Below are 18199 nucleotides of genomic sequence, written 5' to 3' on the forward strand. Positions count from 1 at the left end.
ATGGAAAGTTTAGGGAAGCCCTCGAAAGAGTTGGTAAGTTTACATTTCGTCAGCGAGCCGCGACTTTGCGCAGCGCGGGCAGCGGTCCCGTGACGGTGTAACCGGCGTCGTGCAGCCGTTGCAGCAGCGAGTGCGCACCAAAAAAGTGCCCTGCGCCGACCGCGACGAGTATCGGCCCCTTGCCGTAGAAATAGCCGTATTGCGCGAGCGTCTCGGCGAAGATATCGGTGCCGCGCAGATAGAGGTATTGGCTGAAGTCGTAATGCGCGTCGCTTTCGCCGGGAAAGCGCGCCATCGCCAGCCGCTCCAGTTGCGCGGCGTCGCCCGTTACCCACGCCTGCTGAAACTGCGCGTACGAGGCCGCGCCCTGGCGCGCGCCATGCAGTCCCGCGCATTCGCCTTGCAGAAAGGCTTCCTGATCGGCGGCCGGCATCTCGTCGAAGAGGCGCATGCCCTGCTCGATCGTCTCCAGATAGATCAGCGGAATGCGCTGGCGCTGCGCGATCGATTCGAGCCGCGCGTCGATCCCCGCGAACACCAGCGACTCGCCCGTGGGCACGAAGCGCGGCGGCTTCGCGCCATCCTCCCGTTCGAAGCGCTGCTCATGCAGCCGCACCGCATCGACGACGAAGCCCGCGAGCCACGGCTTGTGCTGGAAGAACACCTTGATATCGGCGCCACTGTCACGCGCGCAATGCGCGAGCGCCTCGGCGCTCATCGACTGCATGTGGTTCGTGAGATTGTCGGCGGCGGGATAGAGGCCGTAGCGCAGGATCGTCTGCACATTGTCGTGCGTCGGGCTCACGTTGGTTTCGAGCGCGATCGCCTGCACGCGGTCCGCCAGCGCAGCGAGCGCGGCATCGATGCGCGGGTCGTCGCTCGCGAGTCCGTGGATCGTGGGCAGCAGCAGCAAGGTGGGATGACCGGGCAGGCTCGCGGTCCACAGCGCAGGACGATAAGCGGATGCCGACGCCGACGCTTTCGCGACGTGTTGCATGTGACCGGTCGCCGGATTGGCCGCCTCGTGCGATGCGTCGTCCTGCGCCCGCGCACTCAAGCTCAAGCTCAAGCTCAAGCCCAGGCTCAAGCTCAGGCCCACGCTCGCGCACCACACAGCGAGGCCCAGCGCGAAGCGTTTCGCGCGCGCGCGTGTCCCGGAGTGGCAGTCAGTGTTTATCATTGTCGGCACCGCTTCTGGGGAGGCCCCGGTTGCAGCATACGCGAGGCGCGCGCCGCGCGTCCGTACGCGAGCGCACATGCGCCGGTCCGCACATCGGCGCGCGCTGAATCGATCGTCAAGGAATGCCCATGGATCGTCTGCAAACCATGCAGATCTACGTGAATATCGTCGAGCGCGGCAGCTTCACGCAAGCCGCCGAAGCGCTGCAACTGCACCGCCCCGCCGTCACGAAAGCCGTGCAGCAACTCGAGGACGAACTCGGCATCCGCCTCCTGAACCGCAGCACGCGCCGCGTGAGCACGACCGCCGAAGGCGACGAGTTCTATCAGCGCTGTGTTCAATTGCTCGCGGGCGTGAACGACACGTTCGCCTCGTTCGCGCAGTTCTCGCAGCAGCGCCCGCAGCCGAAGGGACGTCTGCGCCTGAACGTGGCCGTGGCGCTCGCCAAGGCCGTGATCATTCCGGCGCTGCCCGAATTCCAGCAGCGCTATCCGCAGATCGAGATCGTGCTGGGCGCGAGCGATCAGCCCGTCGATCTGATCGGCGAAGGTATCGACTGCGTGGTGCGGATCGGCGAATTGAAAGACTCCAGCATGGTCGCGCGCAAGATCGGCGAGGTGCCGATGGTGACCTGCGCGTCGCCCGCGTATTGCACGCGCCACGGCCTGCCGCGCACGCTCGACGATCTGCGCGCGCATCGCGCCGTGAACTTCTTCACGGGACGCAACCGCCGCGTGATGGACTGGGTGTATCGCAGCGGCGGCAAGACCGTCGCGCTCAAGCTCGACAGCGCCCTGCTCACCGACAGTTCCGAAGCGCTGCTTGCGTGCGGTCTCGCGGGCTTCGGCCTGATCCACGCGCTGCGCCCGGCGTTGCAGCCGCACATCGACGCGGGCCAGCTCGTGGAAGTGCTGCCCGGCATCGCGAAGGTGCCCAAGCCGATCTCCGTCATGTATCCGAATCGCGAGCATCTGCCGGGCAAGGTGCGCGTGTTCGTCGACTGGCTCACGGAACTGATCGGCAAACGCTGTCCGGGTTGAAGCGCTGCGCGGATTCCGCTCAAGCGCACGCATTGTTATTCATCCAATAACAATGAGTAATCGCGCCACGCGTTTATTCGCGCTGCGGCGCGGCATACAGTAATCGGACCGGGCGCGCCTTGCGATGCATCTTTTCATGCTTATGCGCCCCGTTCGAATTCAAGAGGAATCCAGAATGTCCAGAATCGTCCGCTTTCACCGCATCGGCGGCCCCGACGTGCTCCAGATCGACGACGTCGACGTGCCCGCTCCGCAGGCCGGCGAGGTGCAGATCCGCGTCAAGGCCATCGGCCTGAACCGCGCCGAAGTCATGTACCGCAGCGGCCAGTACACGCACGCGCCGCGCTTTCCCGCCGCGCTGGGCTATGAAGCGTCGGGCATCGTCGAAGCCGTGGGCAGCGGCGTGCAGGACTTCGCGCCCGGCGACGCCGTGAGCGTCGTACCCGCGTTCTCGTTTCTCGACTACGGCATGTACGGCGAACGCGTGAATGCGCCCGCACACGCCGTCGTGAAGAACCCGGCGGGCCTCTCGTTCGAGGAAGCCGCCGCCACGTGGATGCAGTACGCCACGGCCTGGGGCGCGCTGATCGAAATCGGCGGCCTCGCGCGCGGCCAGGCCGTGCTGGTGGGCGCGGCGTCCAGCAGCGTGGGACTCGCGGCGATCCAGATCGCCAACAGCGTCGGCGCGGTGCCGATCGCGCTCACGCGCAGCGACAGCAAGCGCGCGGCGCTGCTCGAAGCGGGCGCAAAGCACGTGATCGCGGGCGGCGGCGCGGCGCTCACGGAGCAGGTGCTGGAGATCACGGCCGGCACGGGCGCGCATCTGGCGTTCGATCCGGTCGGCGGCCCGGAGGCGGCGCATCAACTGCGCGCGCTCGCGAAACAGGGCATCTTCGTGCAATACGGCGCGCTCGACACGCGCGATCTGAGCGTGCCCGTGATGGACCTGCTCTCGCGCCATCTCACGGTGCGCGGCTACGAGTTGTTCGAAATCACCACCGACGCCGCGAAGCTCGAACGCGCGAAACGCTTCATTAGCGACGGCCTCGCCTCGGGCGCGCTCAAGCCCGCGATCGACCGCACGTTCACGCTCGACGAGATCGCCGAAGCGCACCGCTACATGGAAGCGGGCGCGCAGGTCGGCAAGATCGTCGTGACGGTGTAAGGCCGCGCGCGGATTCCGACGCAGCATGAAAAACGCCCCGCTTTCGAGCGGGGCGTTTTACGTTTTTACGTTTTTACGTTTTTACGTTTTTACGTTTTTACGTTTTTACGTTTTTACGTTTTTGCGTTTGTGCGTTTGTGCGTTCTTGCGTTTTACGTTTTTGCGTTTGTGCGTTCTTGCGTTTTACGTTTTTGCGTGTCGAGCGTCTGGCGTCGCGCATCAAGCCTTGCGCGCCTTCGCAAGCACGTCGAGATTGCCCTCGCCGAAACCATGATGGCCGAGGCGCTGCACCACTTCGAAAAAGATCTCGCCGGGGCGGCGCTTCACGAAGGTCTGCAGGAACAGGCGCGGCACGCCGTCCGCGCCGATCTCGCCGTCGATCAGGATATGACGCTTGCGCAGCGCCTCGATATCGAGGCCGTGACCGGGCAGGCGCGCATCGACCGAATCGTAATACGCGGGCGGCGGCTCCACGAATTCGACGCCGCTCGCCATCAGCGCATCGACGCACGGCACGATGTCGTCGCTCGCGAGCGCGATATGCTGCACGCCCTCGCCCGGATGATCGGGCAGATAGTCGTGCATCAGCTCGGTGCGGCGCGTGCCTTCCTCGTAGACGGGAATGCGGATCTCGCCGCCCGGCGACACCATCACGCGCGACTCCTGCGAAACGTGCCAGTTCGCGTTGATCTCGTGGATCTCGCGGAAATGCAGCAGCTCGCGATAGAAGTCGAGCCATTCGTCGATGCGGCCCGCGCCCACCGTCTGCGTGAGGTGATCGACGCGTTGCAGGCCGGTGCCGCCGTGCTCCAGATCGGCCTGGGCGGTGGCGATGTCGATCGGGCGGAAGTCGATGTCGAAAATCGAAATGTCACCGACGCCGCCGCGCAGGCCGCCACGGCCGCGCCAGCGGTCGACGAAATAGATATGCGAGTCGCCGATGCCCTGGATCGCCGGGATCTTCAGCTCGCCCGCGCCGACGCGCTCGCCCTCGAACGCCCACGCGCCCAGACGCAGCGCGTGTTCGAAGGCGCGCCGCGCGCTCTCCACGCGCACGCCGATCGCGCAGATGCCCATGCCGTATTCCTCGGCGTAGCGCGCGGCGAACGAGTCCGGCTCGGCGTTGAGCAGGAAATTCATCTGGCCCTGGCGATAGAGCGTCACGTCCTTGCTGATGTGGCGCGCGATGGCCTTGAACCCCAGCTGCTCGAAGCGCCGCCCGAGCGCGGCGGGATCGGGCGCCGCGAATTCGACGAACTCGATGCCGGCCATGCCGAGCGGATTGGCCTGCTCCGGCGCGCCGGAAATGGGGTTGGACGACATGCGGAAGGCTCCTGAAACCAGCAAAAAACCATGAACGACGGCGGCGACAGACCGCGCCGCCAGTACCCGCCAATTTTAACCAAATCGTTCATCGCGCCAAAGAAGGGCATCGACCAGGTCGTGCCTGCTCTCCGTGCTAACCCGCAAAGCGTTCGATAAACGCACGCGATTGGGCGATAATCGCGCATTTTGCGCGTTCCGTACATTGCCGAGCCGCCTGCGCGGCTCTATGCTCCGTTTCACCGCTGCGGCAAGTCCCGCGCGTATGTTTGGCGACATAGATCAAAAGCCAGTTTCTGGAGACACTCATGACCCCGACCCTCGACACCACCGGCGCCTCCGAGCCCGCTCCCGCCGCCCGCCCGAGCGGCCAGGCCCGCAAGGCCGCGCTGGGCAGCTTCGTCGGCGCCGTCGTCGACTGGTACGACTTTCTGCTCTACGGGATTGTCGCCGCACTGGTCTTCAATACCGCGTTTTTCCCCAACATCGGCAAGATGGGCACGCTCGCGGCCTTCGCGACCTTCGGCGTGGGCTTCCTGTTCCGCCCGCTCGGCGGCGTGGTGTTCGGCCACTACGGCGACCGCCTCGGACGCAAGCGCATGCTCGTGCTGACCGTCATGCTGATGGGCCTCTCGACGGTCGCCATCGGCCTGCTGCCCACCTTCGCGACGATCGGCTGGTGGGCGCCCGTGCTGCTCGTGCTGCTGCGCGCCATTCAGGGCTTCGCGGTGGGCGGCGAATGGGGCGGCGCGGCGCTGATGGCCGTGGAAAGCGCGCCCAAGCACAAGAAGGCGTTCTATAGCAGCGGCGTGCAGGTCGGCTACGGCGTGGGCCTCGTGCTCGCGACCGGCATCGTCGCGCTGCTCAGCCACCTGCTCGGCGAGACCGCATTCCGCGCCTGGGGCTGGCGTCTGCCGTTCGTGTTCAGCGTGGTGCTCGTGCTCGTGGGCCTGTGGGTGCGTTCGAGCATGGACGAGTCGCGCGAGTTCGTCGAGAAGGTCGAGCACGGCCATCGCAAGCTCAAGATGCCGGTGCTCGAAGCGCTCACGCGTCATCCGAAGGCCTTCGTCTATATCATCGCGCTGCGTCTGGCCGAACTCTTCACGATGTACATCGTGACCGCGTTCGCGCTTAGCTATTCGACCACGAACCTCGGCCTGTCGCGCGACCTGTTCCTCGGCATCGGCTTGTTCGTCGGCGCGCTGTCGTGCGTGACGATTCCGTGCTTCGCGTGGCTCGCCGACCGCGTCGGCCTGCGCCGCGTCTACCTGATCGGCGCGACGATCGGCCTTGCCAGCGCGGTGCCGTTCTTCCTCGCACTCGAAGCGCGCTCGATCGTCTGGATCGTGATCTTCTCCGTGGCGCTCGCGAACATCGCGCACGACATGGTGGTGAGCGTGCAGCAGCCGCTTTTCACCGAACTGTTCGGCGCAGAATACCGCTACAGCGGCGCGGGCGTGGGCTATCAGTTCGCAAGCGTGGTCGGTGGCGGCTTCACGCCGTTCATCGCCGTGGCGCTGGTGGGCGTGGGCGGCGGCTCGTGGCATCTGGTGGCTGCGTATCTGGCCGTCGGCTGCCTCATTTCGCTGTTCGTGGCGGCGCGCATGAAGCCCGCGCAGGCGCACTGAGCGCAAGCGCATATCGACTCACGAGGCCGGGCGCATGCCCGGCCTTTTTCGCTTTCCGGCTTGACGGCGTTCCGCCATGAAAACCACCACTCTCGCCCGCCGCGACTGGATCGCCGGACTCGAAAAAGGCCTCGCGATTCTCGAAGCCTTCGACAACCAGCACGCGCGCATGACCGCGACCCAGGCCGGCGAACGCACGGGCCTCTCGCGCACCGCCGCGCGGCGCTATCTGCTGACGCTCGAATCGCTCGGCTACGTCTACACCGATGGACGCCTGTTCGGCCTCACGCCGCGCGTGCTGCGCGTGGGCTGGTCGTATTTCGATTCGGCGCGCTTGCCGCGCATGGTGCAGCCGTACCTGCAGCAATTGAGCGCGACGCTCAACGAATCGGCCTATGTGAGCGTGCTCGACGGCTGGGATCTCGTGGTGATCGCGCGCAACGGCGTCTCGCGCGTGATGACGACGGGCTTCGTGCTCGGCGCGCGCGTGCCCGCGCCGCTGATCTCGCCGGGCGTGGTGCTGCTCGCGTACAAGGAGGATCAGCAGGCGGTGTCGAGCTGGCTCGACGGCGTGGAACTCGCGCCCTTCACGGCGCATACGATCACGAGCGCGACGCGTCTGCGCGAGAAAATCGTGCGTGCGCGCGTGGATGGTTATGCGCTGATCGAGCAGCAATTGCAGGTGGGCGTGCGCGGCGTGGCGGTGCCGCTGCGCAATCGCAGCGGCGCTGTCGTCGCGGCGTTGAGCACGAATATGTCGATCGGCGATGAAAGCCCCGACGACGCCGTGCGGCGTGTGCTGCCGCATTTGCAGGAGACGGCGCTGGCGATGTTGAATGTGTTGTGATGGCGATCGGTAAGCGGCGTTAGCGCGCGGCCGCCTCCGCCACGATCCACTCATAAAACGCCGTCATCGCGGGCGTCATCGCCCGCGACTTCAGCCACGCCAGCCAGTAACTCCCGAGCATCACCTCGGCCTCGAACGGCCGCGCCAGCAACCCCGCCTGCAACTCCCGCGCGAACATGCACGCGGGAGCGAGCGCGACCCCCGCGCCCTGCATCGCCGCTTCCGCCATCAGCCGCGACGAATCGAAAATCGGCCCGCTTACGGCCCACGCCTCGACTCCGGCGGCGGCGAACCATTCCAGCCATTCGTCGGTGCGATAGGACCGCAGCAGCGTCTCCTTCGCCAGATCGGCCGGCGACGCCAGCCGCCGCGCGATCTCCGGCGCGCACAGCACCGCGTGCGGCGCGTCGAACAAGCGCACGTTATCCGTCGCGGGCCACTTGCCATCGCCGAAGCGAATCGCGAAGTCCAGCCCCTCGCCCGCCAGATCGACGAGATTGTTATTCGTCAGCAGCCGCAATTCGACGAACGGATGCGCCTCGCGAAACGACTTCAAACGCGGCATCAGCCAGCCGATCGCGAAGGTGCCGACCACGCCCACCGTGAGCACTTCGTGCAGACGTCCGCCCTCGAACTGCTTGAGCACCGTTTCGATACGGCCGAACGCGTCGCTGAGCACGGGCAGCAGCGCGCGCGCCTCGTCGGTCATGCCGAGCCCGCGCGGCAGACGCCGGAACAGCGGCACGCCGAGCCACTCTTCGAGCATGCGCACCTGCTGGCTCACCGCCGCCTGCGTGACCTTGAGTTCGAGCCCGGCGCGCGTGAAGCTCAAATGGCGCGCCGACGCCTCGAAGGCGCGCAGCGCGTGCAGTGGCAGATTGGGACGCATCGTGTCGACCTATAAGTTTGGCTTGTGGCTGAGCCAAATTATCGTCGCTTGTCGGGTGGCGGGCAACGCACCACAATCGTCGGCGAAATCGCTGCAATGCGCATGATCCGCCGCCCGGCGGTGTCTGTCGGGCGCTCCACAGACCGACTCCGTCCTCGACCGTGAAAATCACGATAAAACATTTACTGATGTCGATGAGCCTGGCCGCCGCAGCCACGGCGACCACCGGCCACGCGCAAGACCGCCTGAAAACCGCCGTCGATGCCGCCATCGCGCCCGTGCAGGCGAAATACGGCGTGCCGGGCCTGATCGTCGGCGTGACCGTGAACGGCAAGCACACGTTCTATCGCTACGGCGTGGCCTCGAAAGCCACAGGCGCGCCCGTGCGCGACGACACGCTGTTCGAAATCGGCTCGCTGACCAAGACGTTCACGGCCACGCTCGCGTGCTACGCGCAAGGCGCGGGCAAGCTCGACTTCGCCGCACCCGCCAGCCAGTATGTCGGCGCGCTGCGCGGCAGCGTGTTCGACCACGTGAGCGTGCTCAATCTCGGCACGCATACGTCCGGCCTGCAACTCTTCGTGCCCGACAAGGTGACGAACGAAGCGCAGTTGATCGCTTATTACCGCCACTGGCAGCCCGCGCAGCCCGTCGGCACGCAGCGCGTCTATTCGAATCTCGGCATCGGCCTGCTCGGCATGGTCGCGGCGCAGAGTCTGGGCGAGCCGTATCGCGAGACCGTCCAGCAGCGTCTGCTGCCCGCGCTCGGCCTGACGCACACGTGGCTCGACGTGCCCGCCGCGCAGATGCCGAATTACGCGCAAGGCTACGACGCGCACGACACGCCGCTGCGCATGCATCCCGGCGTACTCGCCGATGAAGCCTACGGGCTGCGCACGACCGCCCCCGATCTCGTGCGCTATCTGGACGCGAACATGGGTCTCGCGCCGCTGCCCGCGCCGTGGCAACGCGCGCTCGCCTGCACGCACACGGGCTATTACACGTCGGGCGCGCTCACGCAGGATCTCGCGTGGGAGCAGTATCCGTGGCCCGTCGCGCTGGCCACGCTGCAAAGCGGCAACGGCCCCGACATGCTGCGCCAGGGCGCGCCCGCGACGGCCATCACGCCGCCGCTGCCGCCGCAAGCCGACGCGCTCATCAACAAGACCGGCTCGACCAACGGCTTCTCGGCTTACACGGCGTTCGTGCCCTCGCAGAAAATCGGCGTGGTGATACTCGCCAACAAGGCCTATCCGATCGACGCGCGCGTGAGCGCCGGATACGCGATCCTCACGGCGCTCGCGAAAGAAAAGCCCTGAAAACACGCGGTATTCCGGCGCGCGGCGCAGCGAGGCGGCGCGCGCGACTGCGGCCCGACGGGCTATCGGCGCGGGGGATCGGCTAAAGGATCGGCTAAAATGCGGCCCACTACGCAATCCTCACGCTTCATCTGACTTAACGGAGTTTTTCATGATTCAACCGGGCAACGTCTTCAAGGACAACCTCGCGCAACTGCCCGCCATCGACGGCATCGAGCGCATCGACCTCGTGAACGGCCAGGGCGCCGTCGTCTCGACGATTGAGAACAAGCCGGGCAAACAAGGCTCGCTCGCGGTCTACCACTACCTGAAGCAAGCCTTCGGCACGCTCGACGCCAAGGCGGCCGAGCACGGCCTCGCAGTGTTCGCCGAGCACACCGCCGACGCGCGCAACCGTCCGGGCGCGCACCCGAACGTCGACCGCCTGCTCGAAATCGCAGCGGGCGGCGAAGCGCTGCGTATCGACGTGACCGCTGCCGCTTAAGCGACGGCTCCAGGCGTGCGGCCATCGCGGCCGCACGCTTTTTTATCGCCGCAAGTCATTTGGATTCCAGATTAATTGGCGCTTGAATCCGCCGTTTTCGATGCCGATTTCCCGGCAGTTGACACAGGAATATTGCCCGTCTAGTTTACTGGAACACCACATCCATAAAACTGGACACAGCATGGACATCCACACCGCCCTCGCCCAACGTCTGCGCGAACTGCGCGACGCGCGCGGCTGGTCGCTCGACGCGCTCGCCGAACGCAGCACGGTCAGCCGCTCGAATATTTCGCTGATCGAACGCGGACAGAGCAGCCCCACCGCCGTCGTGCTCGACAAACTCGCGACGGCGCTCGGCGTGTCGCTCGCCTCGCTGTTCGAAGCGCCCGACGACACCGCCGCCGCCGAACCCTCGCCGCTCGCCACCGCGCAGGAACAGCCGGTCTGGACCGATCCGGCCTCGGGTTACGTGCGCCGCAATCTCTCGCCCGCACTCTGGTCGCCGCTGCAACTCGTGGAAGTGCAGTTTCCCGCGGGCAAGCGCGTGGCCTACGACACCAGCCTGCGCGACGCGGAAATCCATCAGCAGGTCTGGATCATCGAAGGCGAAATGGAGATGACCGTCGGCGAGCAGCGCTGGCGTCTGCGAACCGGCGACTGCCTCGCGATGCGGCTCGACTGCCCGATCGTCTATCGCAATCCCACGCGCAAACCGGCGCGTTATCTCGTGGCGCTGAGCCGCGTCCCCCAAGGCAGCGCAAGGAGCGCAGCATGAACGACACGAACGACACCCACGACATCATCGCGGTACGCCGCCTCGGCGCGAACGAAGCCGCCGCGAGCCTCGACGCGCTCGCCGACGTGCTGATGGACTGCGTGGAAGGCGGCGCGTCAGTGAGCTTCATGGCGCCGCTCGCGCGCGAGACGGCGCAGGCGTTCTGGCAACGCGTCGCCGATGGCGTGGCCGCAGGCGACCGCATTCTGCTGATCGCCGAAGACGCGAGCGGCGCGATCGTCGGCACGGTGCAGATCGTCACGGCGCAGCCCGAGAATCAGCCGCATCGCGCCGATGTCGCCAAGATGCTCGTGCATCGCCGTGCGCGTCGGCGCGGCGTCGGCCAGTTGCTGATGCAGGCCGTCGATACACACGCGCTGGCCGCCGGCAAAACCGTGCTCGTGCTCGACACCGTGACCGGCGGCGACGCCGAACGGCTCTACGCGCGCAGCGGCTGGCAACGCGCTGGCACCGTGCCGGACTACGCGCTGATGCCGGACGGCGCACTCTGCGCGACGACGTTCTACTACAAGCACCTCGCCACGGGCTGACATCCCGAACCAGTGGTTTCGTCCAAATTTCCGAGAAAATACATTAAAAATAACTGGCCGAAAATCAATACGATTGCACAAACCACTGACCAGGAACCCATCCGCCATGCCGCGTCCGATTGCCGTCCGCATTCACCCCGATGCCATCCGCCACAATCTCCAGATCGCGAAGCAAAGCGCCGAGGGCGCGCGCGTGTGGGCGGTCGTCAAGGCCAACGCGTATGGTCACGGCATCGAGCGCATCTACCCCGCGCTCGCGGCGGCGGACGGCATCGCGCTGCTCGATCTCGATGAAGCCGTGCGCGTGCGCGAGCTGGGCTGGACCGGCCCGATCCTGCTGCTCGAAGGCGTGTTCGACGCCGCCGACGTCGCGACCGCCGTCGCGCACCGCCTGACCGTGACCGTGCACGGCGACGATCAACTGGCGCTGCTCGCGGCCGCCAACACCACGCGGCCGATCGACATCCAGCTGAAGATGAACTCGGGCATGAACCGCCTCGGCTACCGGCCCGACGCCTACCGCGCCGCGTGGGAGCGCGCCCGCGCCCTGCCGACGATCGGCGAGATCGGCCTGATGACCCACTTCGCGAACGCCGACGACGGCGCAATCGACTGGCAACTCGACCGCTTCGACGCGGCCACCCAGGACATTCCCGGCGAGCGCTCGCTCGCGAATTCGGCGGCGGTGCTCTGGCATCCGCGTGCGCATCGCGACTGGGTGCGTCCCGGCACGATCCTCTACGGCGCGTCGCCCACGGGCGCGGCGCGGCATATCGAAAGCGTGGGCCTGCGCGCGGCGATGACGCTGACGAGCAAGATCATCGGCGTGCAGACGCTCGCGCCGCAGGAAACCGTCGGATACGGCCGCACCTACGAAGTCGAGCGGGCGATGCGCATCGGCGTGGTGGCCTGCGGTTACGCCGACGGCTATCCGCGCCACGCGACGACCGGCACGCCCATCATGGTCGACGGCGTGCGCACGCGCGTGGTCGGCCGCGTCTCGATGGACATGCTCACCGTCGATCTCACGCCGTGCCCGGCGGCGAACATCGGCTCGACGGTCGAGCTGTGGGGCGAGAACATCAAGGTCGACGAAGTGGCCGAAGCCTCGGGCACGATCGGCTATGAACTCATGTGCGCGGTCGCGCGCCGCGTGCCGGTGAGCATCGATCCGCACACGCACACGCTCGCGGCGCAGGCCCGCGAGGAACGCGAAAGCATGGCGGCCTGAGCTTTTTTCAGGGCACGCCGCATCATTCCGGCATCGCCACCCCCATCTCTTCCAGCACCGCCCGCGCGCTGCGAAACGCTTCGCTCGCCGCGGGCGCGCCCGCATACAGCGCGCTGTGCAGCAGCACTTCGCGAATCTCGACGACGCTCGCGCCGTTGTTGATCGCGCCGCGCACATGGCCCTTCAGTTCGGTGCTGCGCCCGAGCGCGGCGAGCATCGCGCAGGTGCACAGGCTGCGTGTCTTGAGATCGAGCCCATCGCGCAGCCACGTGCTGCCCCATGCGTGTTCGTTGAGCCAGTCCTGCAGCGGACGCGAGAAGCCATCGAGACCACTCATCGCGCGCTCGACGAACGGCTCGCCCATCACCTGCGTGCGCCGCGCCTTGCCGGCTTCGTAGCCTTCACCGCGCTCGGGCGACTCGCTCGATTCGTTCGGATTGCTCATGATTTCCTCATCGACGATGGTGGATGAATCTTGAAGCGGATTTGCGTCTCTATCGCGTCGGACCGCCGTATTGTGCCCTGAAGTGCCTTGAAGTGCCCTGAGCCACCCAAGCGCCGCGCGCCGCCCGGCGGTATACTCCCTCGACACCGCCGCCTCCCGCCCTTTTCCCATGGCCGATTCCGTCCAGTACCACCAGGTCTCCGAGGTTCCCGGCCTCGTGCTGGGCGCCGCGCGTTTCGTCGACTTCAGTTTCGAGCGCCATTTCCATCTCGACCTCCATATCGGGCTCGTGACCGACGGCGTGCAGCGGCAGCGCTTCAACGGCAAGACCGTGCGCGTCGGGGCCGGATGCATCGCGCTGATGCCGCCCGGCGAAATCCACGACGGCGTGGGCGAGGACGGCGACGCCTATACGCTCAAGACCTTCCGCGTCGCGCCCGAACTGCTCGCGAGCGTGGCGCAGGAGATCGGCGGCGCGCCGCGCGAACCCGCGCTCGCCGCGACGATGCTCGAAGACCCGGCGCTCGCGCATCGCCTGCTGCGCCTGCACGACGCCATGAGCGCCAACGCCGACGCACTCGCGGTGCAATCGGAATGGCTCGCGCTCGCCGACCTGCTGCTCACGCAAGCGCGCGCGGTCGTGCCCGAGAACGTGCAAGGCGCGCTCTCGCCGCAGCAATGGCAGCGCGTGCGCGACTACTGTTTCGCGCATCTCGCCGAGAAAATCACGCTGGATTCGCTGGCCGAACTATGCGGCCTCGGGCGCTTCGCGTTCCTCAAGCAATTCAAGCAGACGATCGGCATGACGCCGCACGCGTGGCTCGTGCGGTTGCGGCTCGAACACGCGTGCAGCCTGCTGTCGCGGCGTCCGCAGGCGATCGCCAGCATCGCGCAGGCGGTCGGCTTCTACGATCAGAGCCACTTCAACCGCGCATTCCGCCAGGCGTTCGGCGTCGCGCCCTCGACTTACCAGGCCTGAGTCCGCCGTCTCCCGATCCGGCGCGCAATTTTTTACAAGCCGCCGCCGGGGCGCCTGCGCCAGAATGCGTCGATCCGGGCGAGCCATCGTCGCCCGCCAGTCGAGGAACGCAGGCATGAACAGTGAGCGAGCACCCGGCGCGAGTGCGCCGGCATGGGGTTTTACGAGCGACAACATCGCCGGCGCGTCGCCGGAAGTGGTCGCGGCCATCGTGGCGAGCAGCACGGGCCAGTCGAGCCCCTATGGCGCCGACGAGATCACCGCGCGCGTCGAGCGCAAGCTCGCCGCAATCTTCGAACGCGACGTGGCCGTGTTCCTCGTGCCGACCGGCACGGCCGCCAACGCGCTGTGCCTGAGCACGATGACGCCGCCGTGGGGCAACGTCTACTGCCATCCCGCGAGTCACATCAATACCGACGAATGCGGCGCGCCCGAGTTCTACACCAACGGCGCGAAGCTCGTGACGCTCGACGGCCCGGCGGCCAAACTCGATGCCGATAAACTGCGCGCCGCCGCGCGCGTCAAGGTCGGCGACGTGCATTCGACGCAGCCCGCCTGCGCGAGCATCACCCAGGCCACCGAAGTCGGCAGCGTCTACACGCTCGACGAAATCGCGGCCATCGGCGAAGCGTGCAAGTCCGCCTCGATCAAGCTGCACATGGACGGCTCGCGTTTCGCGAACGCGCTCGTCTCGCTCGGCTGCACGCCCGCCGAGATGACGTGGAAAGCGGGCGTCGACGCCCTCTCGCTCGGCGCGACAAAAAACGGCGTGCTCGCCGCCGAAGCCATCGTCCTGTTCGACACAACGCTGGCCGCCGAAATGGGTTATCGCCGCAAACGCGCGGGCCATCTGTTCTCGAAGATGCGCTTTCTTTCCGCGCAAATGGACGCGTATCTGAGCGACGATCTGTGGCTGCGCAACGCGCGCCACGCGAACGACATGGCGCGCCGCCTCACGCAAGGGCTCGCGACGGTGCCGGGCGTCGAAGTAATGGGCGAGACGCAGGCCAACATCATCTTTTGCCGTCTGCCGCAGCCGGTCAGCGACGCGCTCGTGCAAGCCGGATTCCAGTTCTATCGCGACCGTTGGGGGCCGAATGTCGTGCGTTTCGTGACCTCGTTCTGCACCGCGCCGGACGCCGTCGAGAGCCTGATCGCGCACGCGCGCGACGCGGCCTCGGCTGCGCAGGCGCGCTCGTGAGGACGCGGTCATGACGCAACGTCTCTATCTGCACAGCGACGATCTGCACATGGACAGCGTCGCGCTGCGCTGCACGCGCACGGACGAGGGCCACTATCAGGTCGTGTTGTCGGCGACGCTGTTTCATCCGCAAGGCGGCGGCCAGCCCTCGGACATCGGCACGATCGGCGCGGCGAACGTGCTGCGCGCGCTGCTCGAAGGCGACGAGGTGATCCATATTTGCGACGCTGAAGTGCCGCTCGGCAGTGTGCCTCTGCGCGTCGATGCCGAAGCGCGCGACCTGCACACGCGCCTGCATTCGGCGGGGCATTTGCTCGGCTATTGCGGCGAGCAGCTTGGCTGGAAGCCCGTGAAGGCGCATCACTGGCCGGGCGAGGCGCGCGTCGTGTTCGAAAGCCACAGCGCCGCGCCGCCCTTCTCCGCCGAGTTTATCGAGCAGCACGCGAACGCCCAGGTCGCCGACGATCTGCCACGTCATAGCCAGTTCGAAGGCGCGGTGCGCAAGATCGGCTTCGGCGCGCAACCGGCCTATCCTTGCGGCGGCACGCACGTGGACTCGTCCGCGCGCGTCGGCAAGATCGTCGTGTCGAAGGTGAAGGAAAAGAAGGGCCAGCTATCGGTGCATTACGCCATCGAGTGAGCGGCCCCGCGTAATCGTCACGCGTTCTGCGCCAGTTCCGCGCGCAGATCGTCGAGCGCGGCGCGCGCAATTTCCAGCCGCGTGATCAAGGCCGGCGACGCGCTCGCGATCGGCATGCGCGTCTCGTGCGAGAGACGCCCTTCCAGCGCGAGCATCGCCTTGATCGCACTCGGATTCGGCGCCGCGAACAACAGGCGTAACACGGGCACGAAACGCTTGAACAGATCGGCGGCCGCTTCGTGCCGCGCCGCTTTCGCGAGCGCGAGCACATCGCGCAGCAGGTCGCCGCACACATGCGCGCCCGCGAGAATGCCGCCCGTGCCGCCCGCGTTCAGGCAGTCGAGAAACGCCTCGTCGCTGCCGCAGAGCATCGCGATGGGCAAGCCGCCGAGCGCGTCGAAACGCTCGCGCACGCACGCCTTGATCGCGACGATATTGCCGATGTCGGCCAGCTCGCACACGGTCTGCGCCTCGATCGCCACGCCGGTGCGATGCGGCACGTCGTAGAGCACGATGGGCCGCGCCGTCGCACGCGCGATCTGCTCGAAATGCCAGGCCACGCCGCGCTGATCGGGGCACACGTAAGCAGGCGCGGAAACAAGAAAACCCGCCACGTTCCAGTGTTCCAGCCGGTTCATCTCGCGCACGAAGGCGCGCGTATCGCTGCCGCCGATGCCCGCAAGCACCGGCACGCGTTGCGCGGCCACATCGGTCACCGCCTGCAGCACGGCGGCGCGCTCCACCTCGTCGAGCAGCGCGGCCTCGCCCGTCGTGCTCAACGCCACGAGACCGTCGACGCCTTCATTCACGTAGTGCTCGGTGAGCGCCTGCAAGGCGTCGATATCCACTTCGCCGTGGCGCATCGGCGTGACGATCGGTAACCAGATCCCCTCGAACATATCAGCAATCCTTAGCATCTTGACGCGGACGAAGCGCGCCGATCGTCGCTTCAGGCACGCAATTCATCAGCGTATGCAGCGTGAACGCGAAGTCCTCGGGCGCGATATCGAAGCGCACACAAAGCGTCTCGCGCGTGAGCGCGGTTTGCACCACATAGATGCCGAGCGGCGACTGATAGAGCGCGGCCAGGTGCGCGCGGGCGGCGTCGTGCGTGCGCGCATCGAGCCTGATATCGAGCCACGCACGCGGCGCGCGCAGCGGCACGACTTTGGCACGCGGGCGCGCCGATTGGGAAAGCGTAGCGGGAACGTCGACAGCGATAGTGCGGGAATGGGCGTGAGCCATACGATCGGGCGAGCATCTCGCCGGTGATGAAGACACACCTAGCGTAGTGCGGATCGCGTAAAACTGGTGTTAAAACTTCAGATGCGCATGGCAATTAAAAGCGCCTCATTCGCATTTATCGACGACGCATTGACGAGAAATACTTGCATTTCCATATCGCTTTTATTCGCTTGGATTGACGTTGCTCGACAACCTGAAACTTATCGTCAAAATGGAAAGTGATTCGAAAGATTTTTACGGAAAAAACCTTTGTAATCAGTGGTAACATGCGCAGCCGGTGAGGAAATTAGCCGATATAAATATCCTCTGTACTGGTTGGAAACGCATTGCCTGCGGCATAACGAGTCCGACCCGCTTCCTTATTCATTAGAAAGAACGCGCCAGCGTCCGCCGCCGCACGATCGCGACGAAACGCCTTGAGGTTGGCGCCATTGCATGCCATGAAAGTCCGTAATGCCCGCCTTTGGGCACCCCGAGGTCCACGCCGCTGGTGTCTCGCAGCCGGCGCGCTCGCCATCGCGGCAGCCCTCCGTATCGCCCTGCATCCGGTGCTCGGCCCCATCATGCCCGCTACCGGGTTCTGCATCACCGCCGCGCTGGTCGAATACTATCTCGGTCTCGCACCCGCGCTCACGGTGATGGTGTTCGGTCTCGGAATCGCCGATTATCTGTTCGTGCCTCCTTACGGCAATATTACGTATTTCGATCGACACGACCTGATCCTTGTCGTGTCGTATCCGCTCGTCACGCTGATCGTGATTACCTTGATCGAGCGCCTGCGGCGCGAGCAATGCCGCGCGCAATTGATCGCCTCGGTCGCGCAATCGCGCTACGAAATGCTGCTGCGTCACGACAACGAGCGCGCGCTCGCCCGCCGCGCCGTCGACGAAACGCATCGTCTGCTGCGCCATCTCGCGCAGCATCACGACGGCTTCATTCTCATCAAGGCGCTCGAAACCAATGCCGCGCAGCGCGCGAGCGTGGGACAGAGCGCCGGTTCCGCGCTGCCGCAGGCGAGTGAGATCGCGCCCGGCCCGCTGTTCGATGCAGTCCATCCCGACGACATGCAGCGCCTCGGCAATACGCTGTGGCCCGGCCATCATCGCGTGCGCCTGCGGCGCGCGCCGCACGAGCGCGAGCATCGGCTCACGAATTGCACCTGCGAGCGCTTCACGACGCACGCGGGCGAATTCCTCGTGCTGCGTACGGAGGCCTGACATGGCGACGATCGAACACCCTCCCGTCGCCGTGAAAGCG

Annotated in this window: 19 protein-coding genes; 13 read left to right on the plus strand and 6 right to left on the minus strand. The window is 66.3% G+C overall.

Annotation, left to right across the window (positions count from 1 at the left end; translation table 11 throughout):
- Positions 1 to 49: 49 nt before the first annotated feature.
- Positions 50 to 1180, minus strand: coding sequence for a TraB/GumN family protein (locus tag LDO54_RS30400; RefSeq protein WP_224015002.1), 1131 nt, complete (start codon positions 1178 to 1180; stop codon positions 50 to 52).
- A gap of 128 nt (positions 1181 to 1308) precedes the next feature.
- On the opposite strand from LDO54_RS30400, the gene LDO54_RS30405 reads away from it, so the two are divergent.
- Positions 1309 to 2220, plus strand: a complete 912-nt coding sequence (locus tag LDO54_RS30405; protein WP_224015004.1) for a LysR family transcriptional regulator — start codon at positions 1309 to 1311, stop codon at positions 2218 to 2220.
- A gap of 175 nt (positions 2221 to 2395) precedes the next feature.
- Positions 2396 to 3385, plus strand: a complete 990-nt coding sequence (locus tag LDO54_RS30410; protein WP_224015006.1) for a zinc-dependent alcohol dehydrogenase family protein — start codon at positions 2396 to 2398, stop codon at positions 3383 to 3385.
- Positions 3386 to 3604: 219 nt separating this feature from the next.
- Here LDO54_RS30410 and LDO54_RS30415 read toward each other — a convergent pair whose 3' ends face one another.
- On the minus strand, positions 3605 to 4708 hold the full coding sequence (locus tag LDO54_RS30415) for a 4-hydroxyphenylpyruvate dioxygenase family protein (protein ID WP_224015007.1): 1104 nt from the start codon (positions 4706 to 4708) through the stop codon (positions 3605 to 3607).
- Between the two features lie 308 nt (positions 4709 to 5016).
- On the opposite strand from LDO54_RS30415, the gene shiA reads away from it, so the two are divergent.
- Positions 5017 to 6336, plus strand: coding sequence for a shikimate transporter (gene shiA / locus LDO54_RS30420; RefSeq protein ID WP_224015010.1), 1320 nt, complete (start codon positions 5017 to 5019; stop codon positions 6334 to 6336).
- Positions 6337 to 6412: 76 nt separating this feature from the next.
- A complete protein-coding gene (locus LDO54_RS30425; protein ID WP_224015012.1) occupies positions 6413 to 7183 on the plus strand; it encodes an IclR family transcriptional regulator domain-containing protein in 771 nt (256 codons plus the stop codon).
- Positions 7184 to 7202: 19 nt separating this feature from the next.
- Here LDO54_RS30425 and LDO54_RS30430 read toward each other — a convergent pair whose 3' ends face one another.
- Positions 7203 to 8072 (minus strand): LysR family transcriptional regulator, encoded by an 870-nt coding sequence (locus LDO54_RS30430; protein ID WP_224015015.1) that lies wholly within the window; start codon positions 8070 to 8072, stop codon positions 7203 to 7205.
- 167 nt (positions 8073 to 8239) lie between these two features.
- On the opposite strand from LDO54_RS30430, the gene ampC reads away from it, so the two are divergent.
- The 5 genes from ampC (at position 8240) to alr (ending at position 12432) form a co-directional block, all read left to right on the plus strand.
- The gene (gene ampC, locus LDO54_RS30435) at positions 8240 to 9391 is read left to right on the plus strand and encodes a class C beta-lactamase (RefSeq protein ID WP_436975727.1); all 1152 of its coding nucleotides are present in this window, start codon (positions 8240 to 8242) and stop codon (positions 9389 to 9391) included.
- Positions 9392 to 9542: 151 nt separating this feature from the next.
- Entirely contained in the window at positions 9543 to 9875 is a 333-nt protein-coding gene (locus LDO54_RS30440) for a DUF2322 family protein (RefSeq protein WP_224015019.1), read from the plus strand.
- A 181-nt stretch (positions 9876 to 10056) separates the two neighbouring features.
- A complete protein-coding gene (locus LDO54_RS30445) occupies positions 10057 to 10650 on the plus strand; it encodes a helix-turn-helix domain-containing protein (RefSeq protein WP_224015020.1) in 594 nt (197 codons plus the stop codon).
- Positions 10647 to 11201: a GNAT family N-acetyltransferase gene (locus LDO54_RS30450; RefSeq protein ID WP_224015022.1), complete on the plus strand. Its 555-nt coding sequence runs from the start codon at positions 10647 to 10649 to the stop codon at positions 11199 to 11201. Before LDO54_RS30445 ends, LDO54_RS30450 begins: the two co-directional genes overlap by 4 nt.
- 106 nt (positions 11202 to 11307) lie before the next feature.
- Positions 11308 to 12432, plus strand: a complete 1125-nt coding sequence (gene alr / locus LDO54_RS30455; protein WP_224015024.1) for an alanine racemase — start codon at positions 11308 to 11310, stop codon at positions 12430 to 12432.
- Between the two features lie 22 nt (positions 12433 to 12454).
- Here the strand turns inward: alr and LDO54_RS30460 are convergent, their stop codons facing one another.
- Positions 12455 to 12877 carry a carboxymuconolactone decarboxylase family protein gene (locus LDO54_RS30460; RefSeq protein ID WP_224015026.1) on the minus strand — a complete coding sequence of 141 codons (423 nt, stop codon included), beginning with the start codon at positions 12875 to 12877 and terminating at the stop codon, positions 12455 to 12457.
- Positions 12878 to 13046: 169 nt separating this feature from the next.
- Between LDO54_RS30460 and LDO54_RS30465 the strand changes: the two genes are divergently transcribed.
- From LDO54_RS30465 to LDO54_RS30475, 3 genes are all read left to right on the plus strand, one after another.
- On the plus strand, positions 13047 to 13856 hold the full coding sequence (locus tag LDO54_RS30465; RefSeq protein ID WP_224015027.1) for an AraC family transcriptional regulator: 810 nt from the start codon (positions 13047 to 13049) through the stop codon (positions 13854 to 13856).
- 115 nt (positions 13857 to 13971) lie between these two features.
- Positions 13972 to 15057 carry a threonine aldolase family protein gene (locus LDO54_RS30470; RefSeq protein WP_224015029.1) on the plus strand — a complete coding sequence of 362 codons (1086 nt, stop codon included), beginning with the start codon at positions 13972 to 13974 and terminating at the stop codon, positions 15055 to 15057.
- Between the two features lie 10 nt (positions 15058 to 15067).
- Entirely contained in the window at positions 15068 to 15697 is a 630-nt protein-coding gene (locus tag LDO54_RS30475) for an alanyl-tRNA editing protein (RefSeq protein WP_224015031.1), read from the plus strand.
- A 17-nt stretch (positions 15698 to 15714) separates the two neighbouring features.
- Here LDO54_RS30475 and LDO54_RS30480 read toward each other — a convergent pair whose 3' ends face one another.
- Positions 15715 to 16596: a 4-hydroxy-tetrahydrodipicolinate synthase family protein gene (locus tag LDO54_RS30480; RefSeq protein ID WP_224015033.1), complete on the minus strand. Its 882-nt coding sequence runs from the start codon at positions 16594 to 16596 to the stop codon at positions 15715 to 15717.
- 1 nt (position 16597) lies between these two features.
- Entirely contained in the window at positions 16598 to 16861 is a 264-nt protein-coding gene (locus LDO54_RS30485) for a hypothetical protein (protein ID WP_224015035.1), read from the minus strand.
- A 521-nt stretch (positions 16862 to 17382) separates the two neighbouring features.
- On the opposite strand from LDO54_RS30485, the gene LDO54_RS30490 reads away from it, so the two are divergent.
- The gene (locus LDO54_RS30490; RefSeq protein WP_224015037.1) at positions 17383 to 18159 is read left to right on the plus strand and encodes a DUF4118 domain-containing protein; all 777 of its coding nucleotides are present in this window, start codon (positions 17383 to 17385) and stop codon (positions 18157 to 18159) included.
- Positions 18160 to 18199 lie beyond the last annotated feature (40 nt).

This window comes from Paraburkholderia tropica (genome assembly GCF_914484835.1).
In the GTDB taxonomy this organism is placed as follows: domain Bacteria; phylum Pseudomonadota; class Gammaproteobacteria; order Burkholderiales; family Burkholderiaceae; genus Paraburkholderia; species Paraburkholderia tropica_A.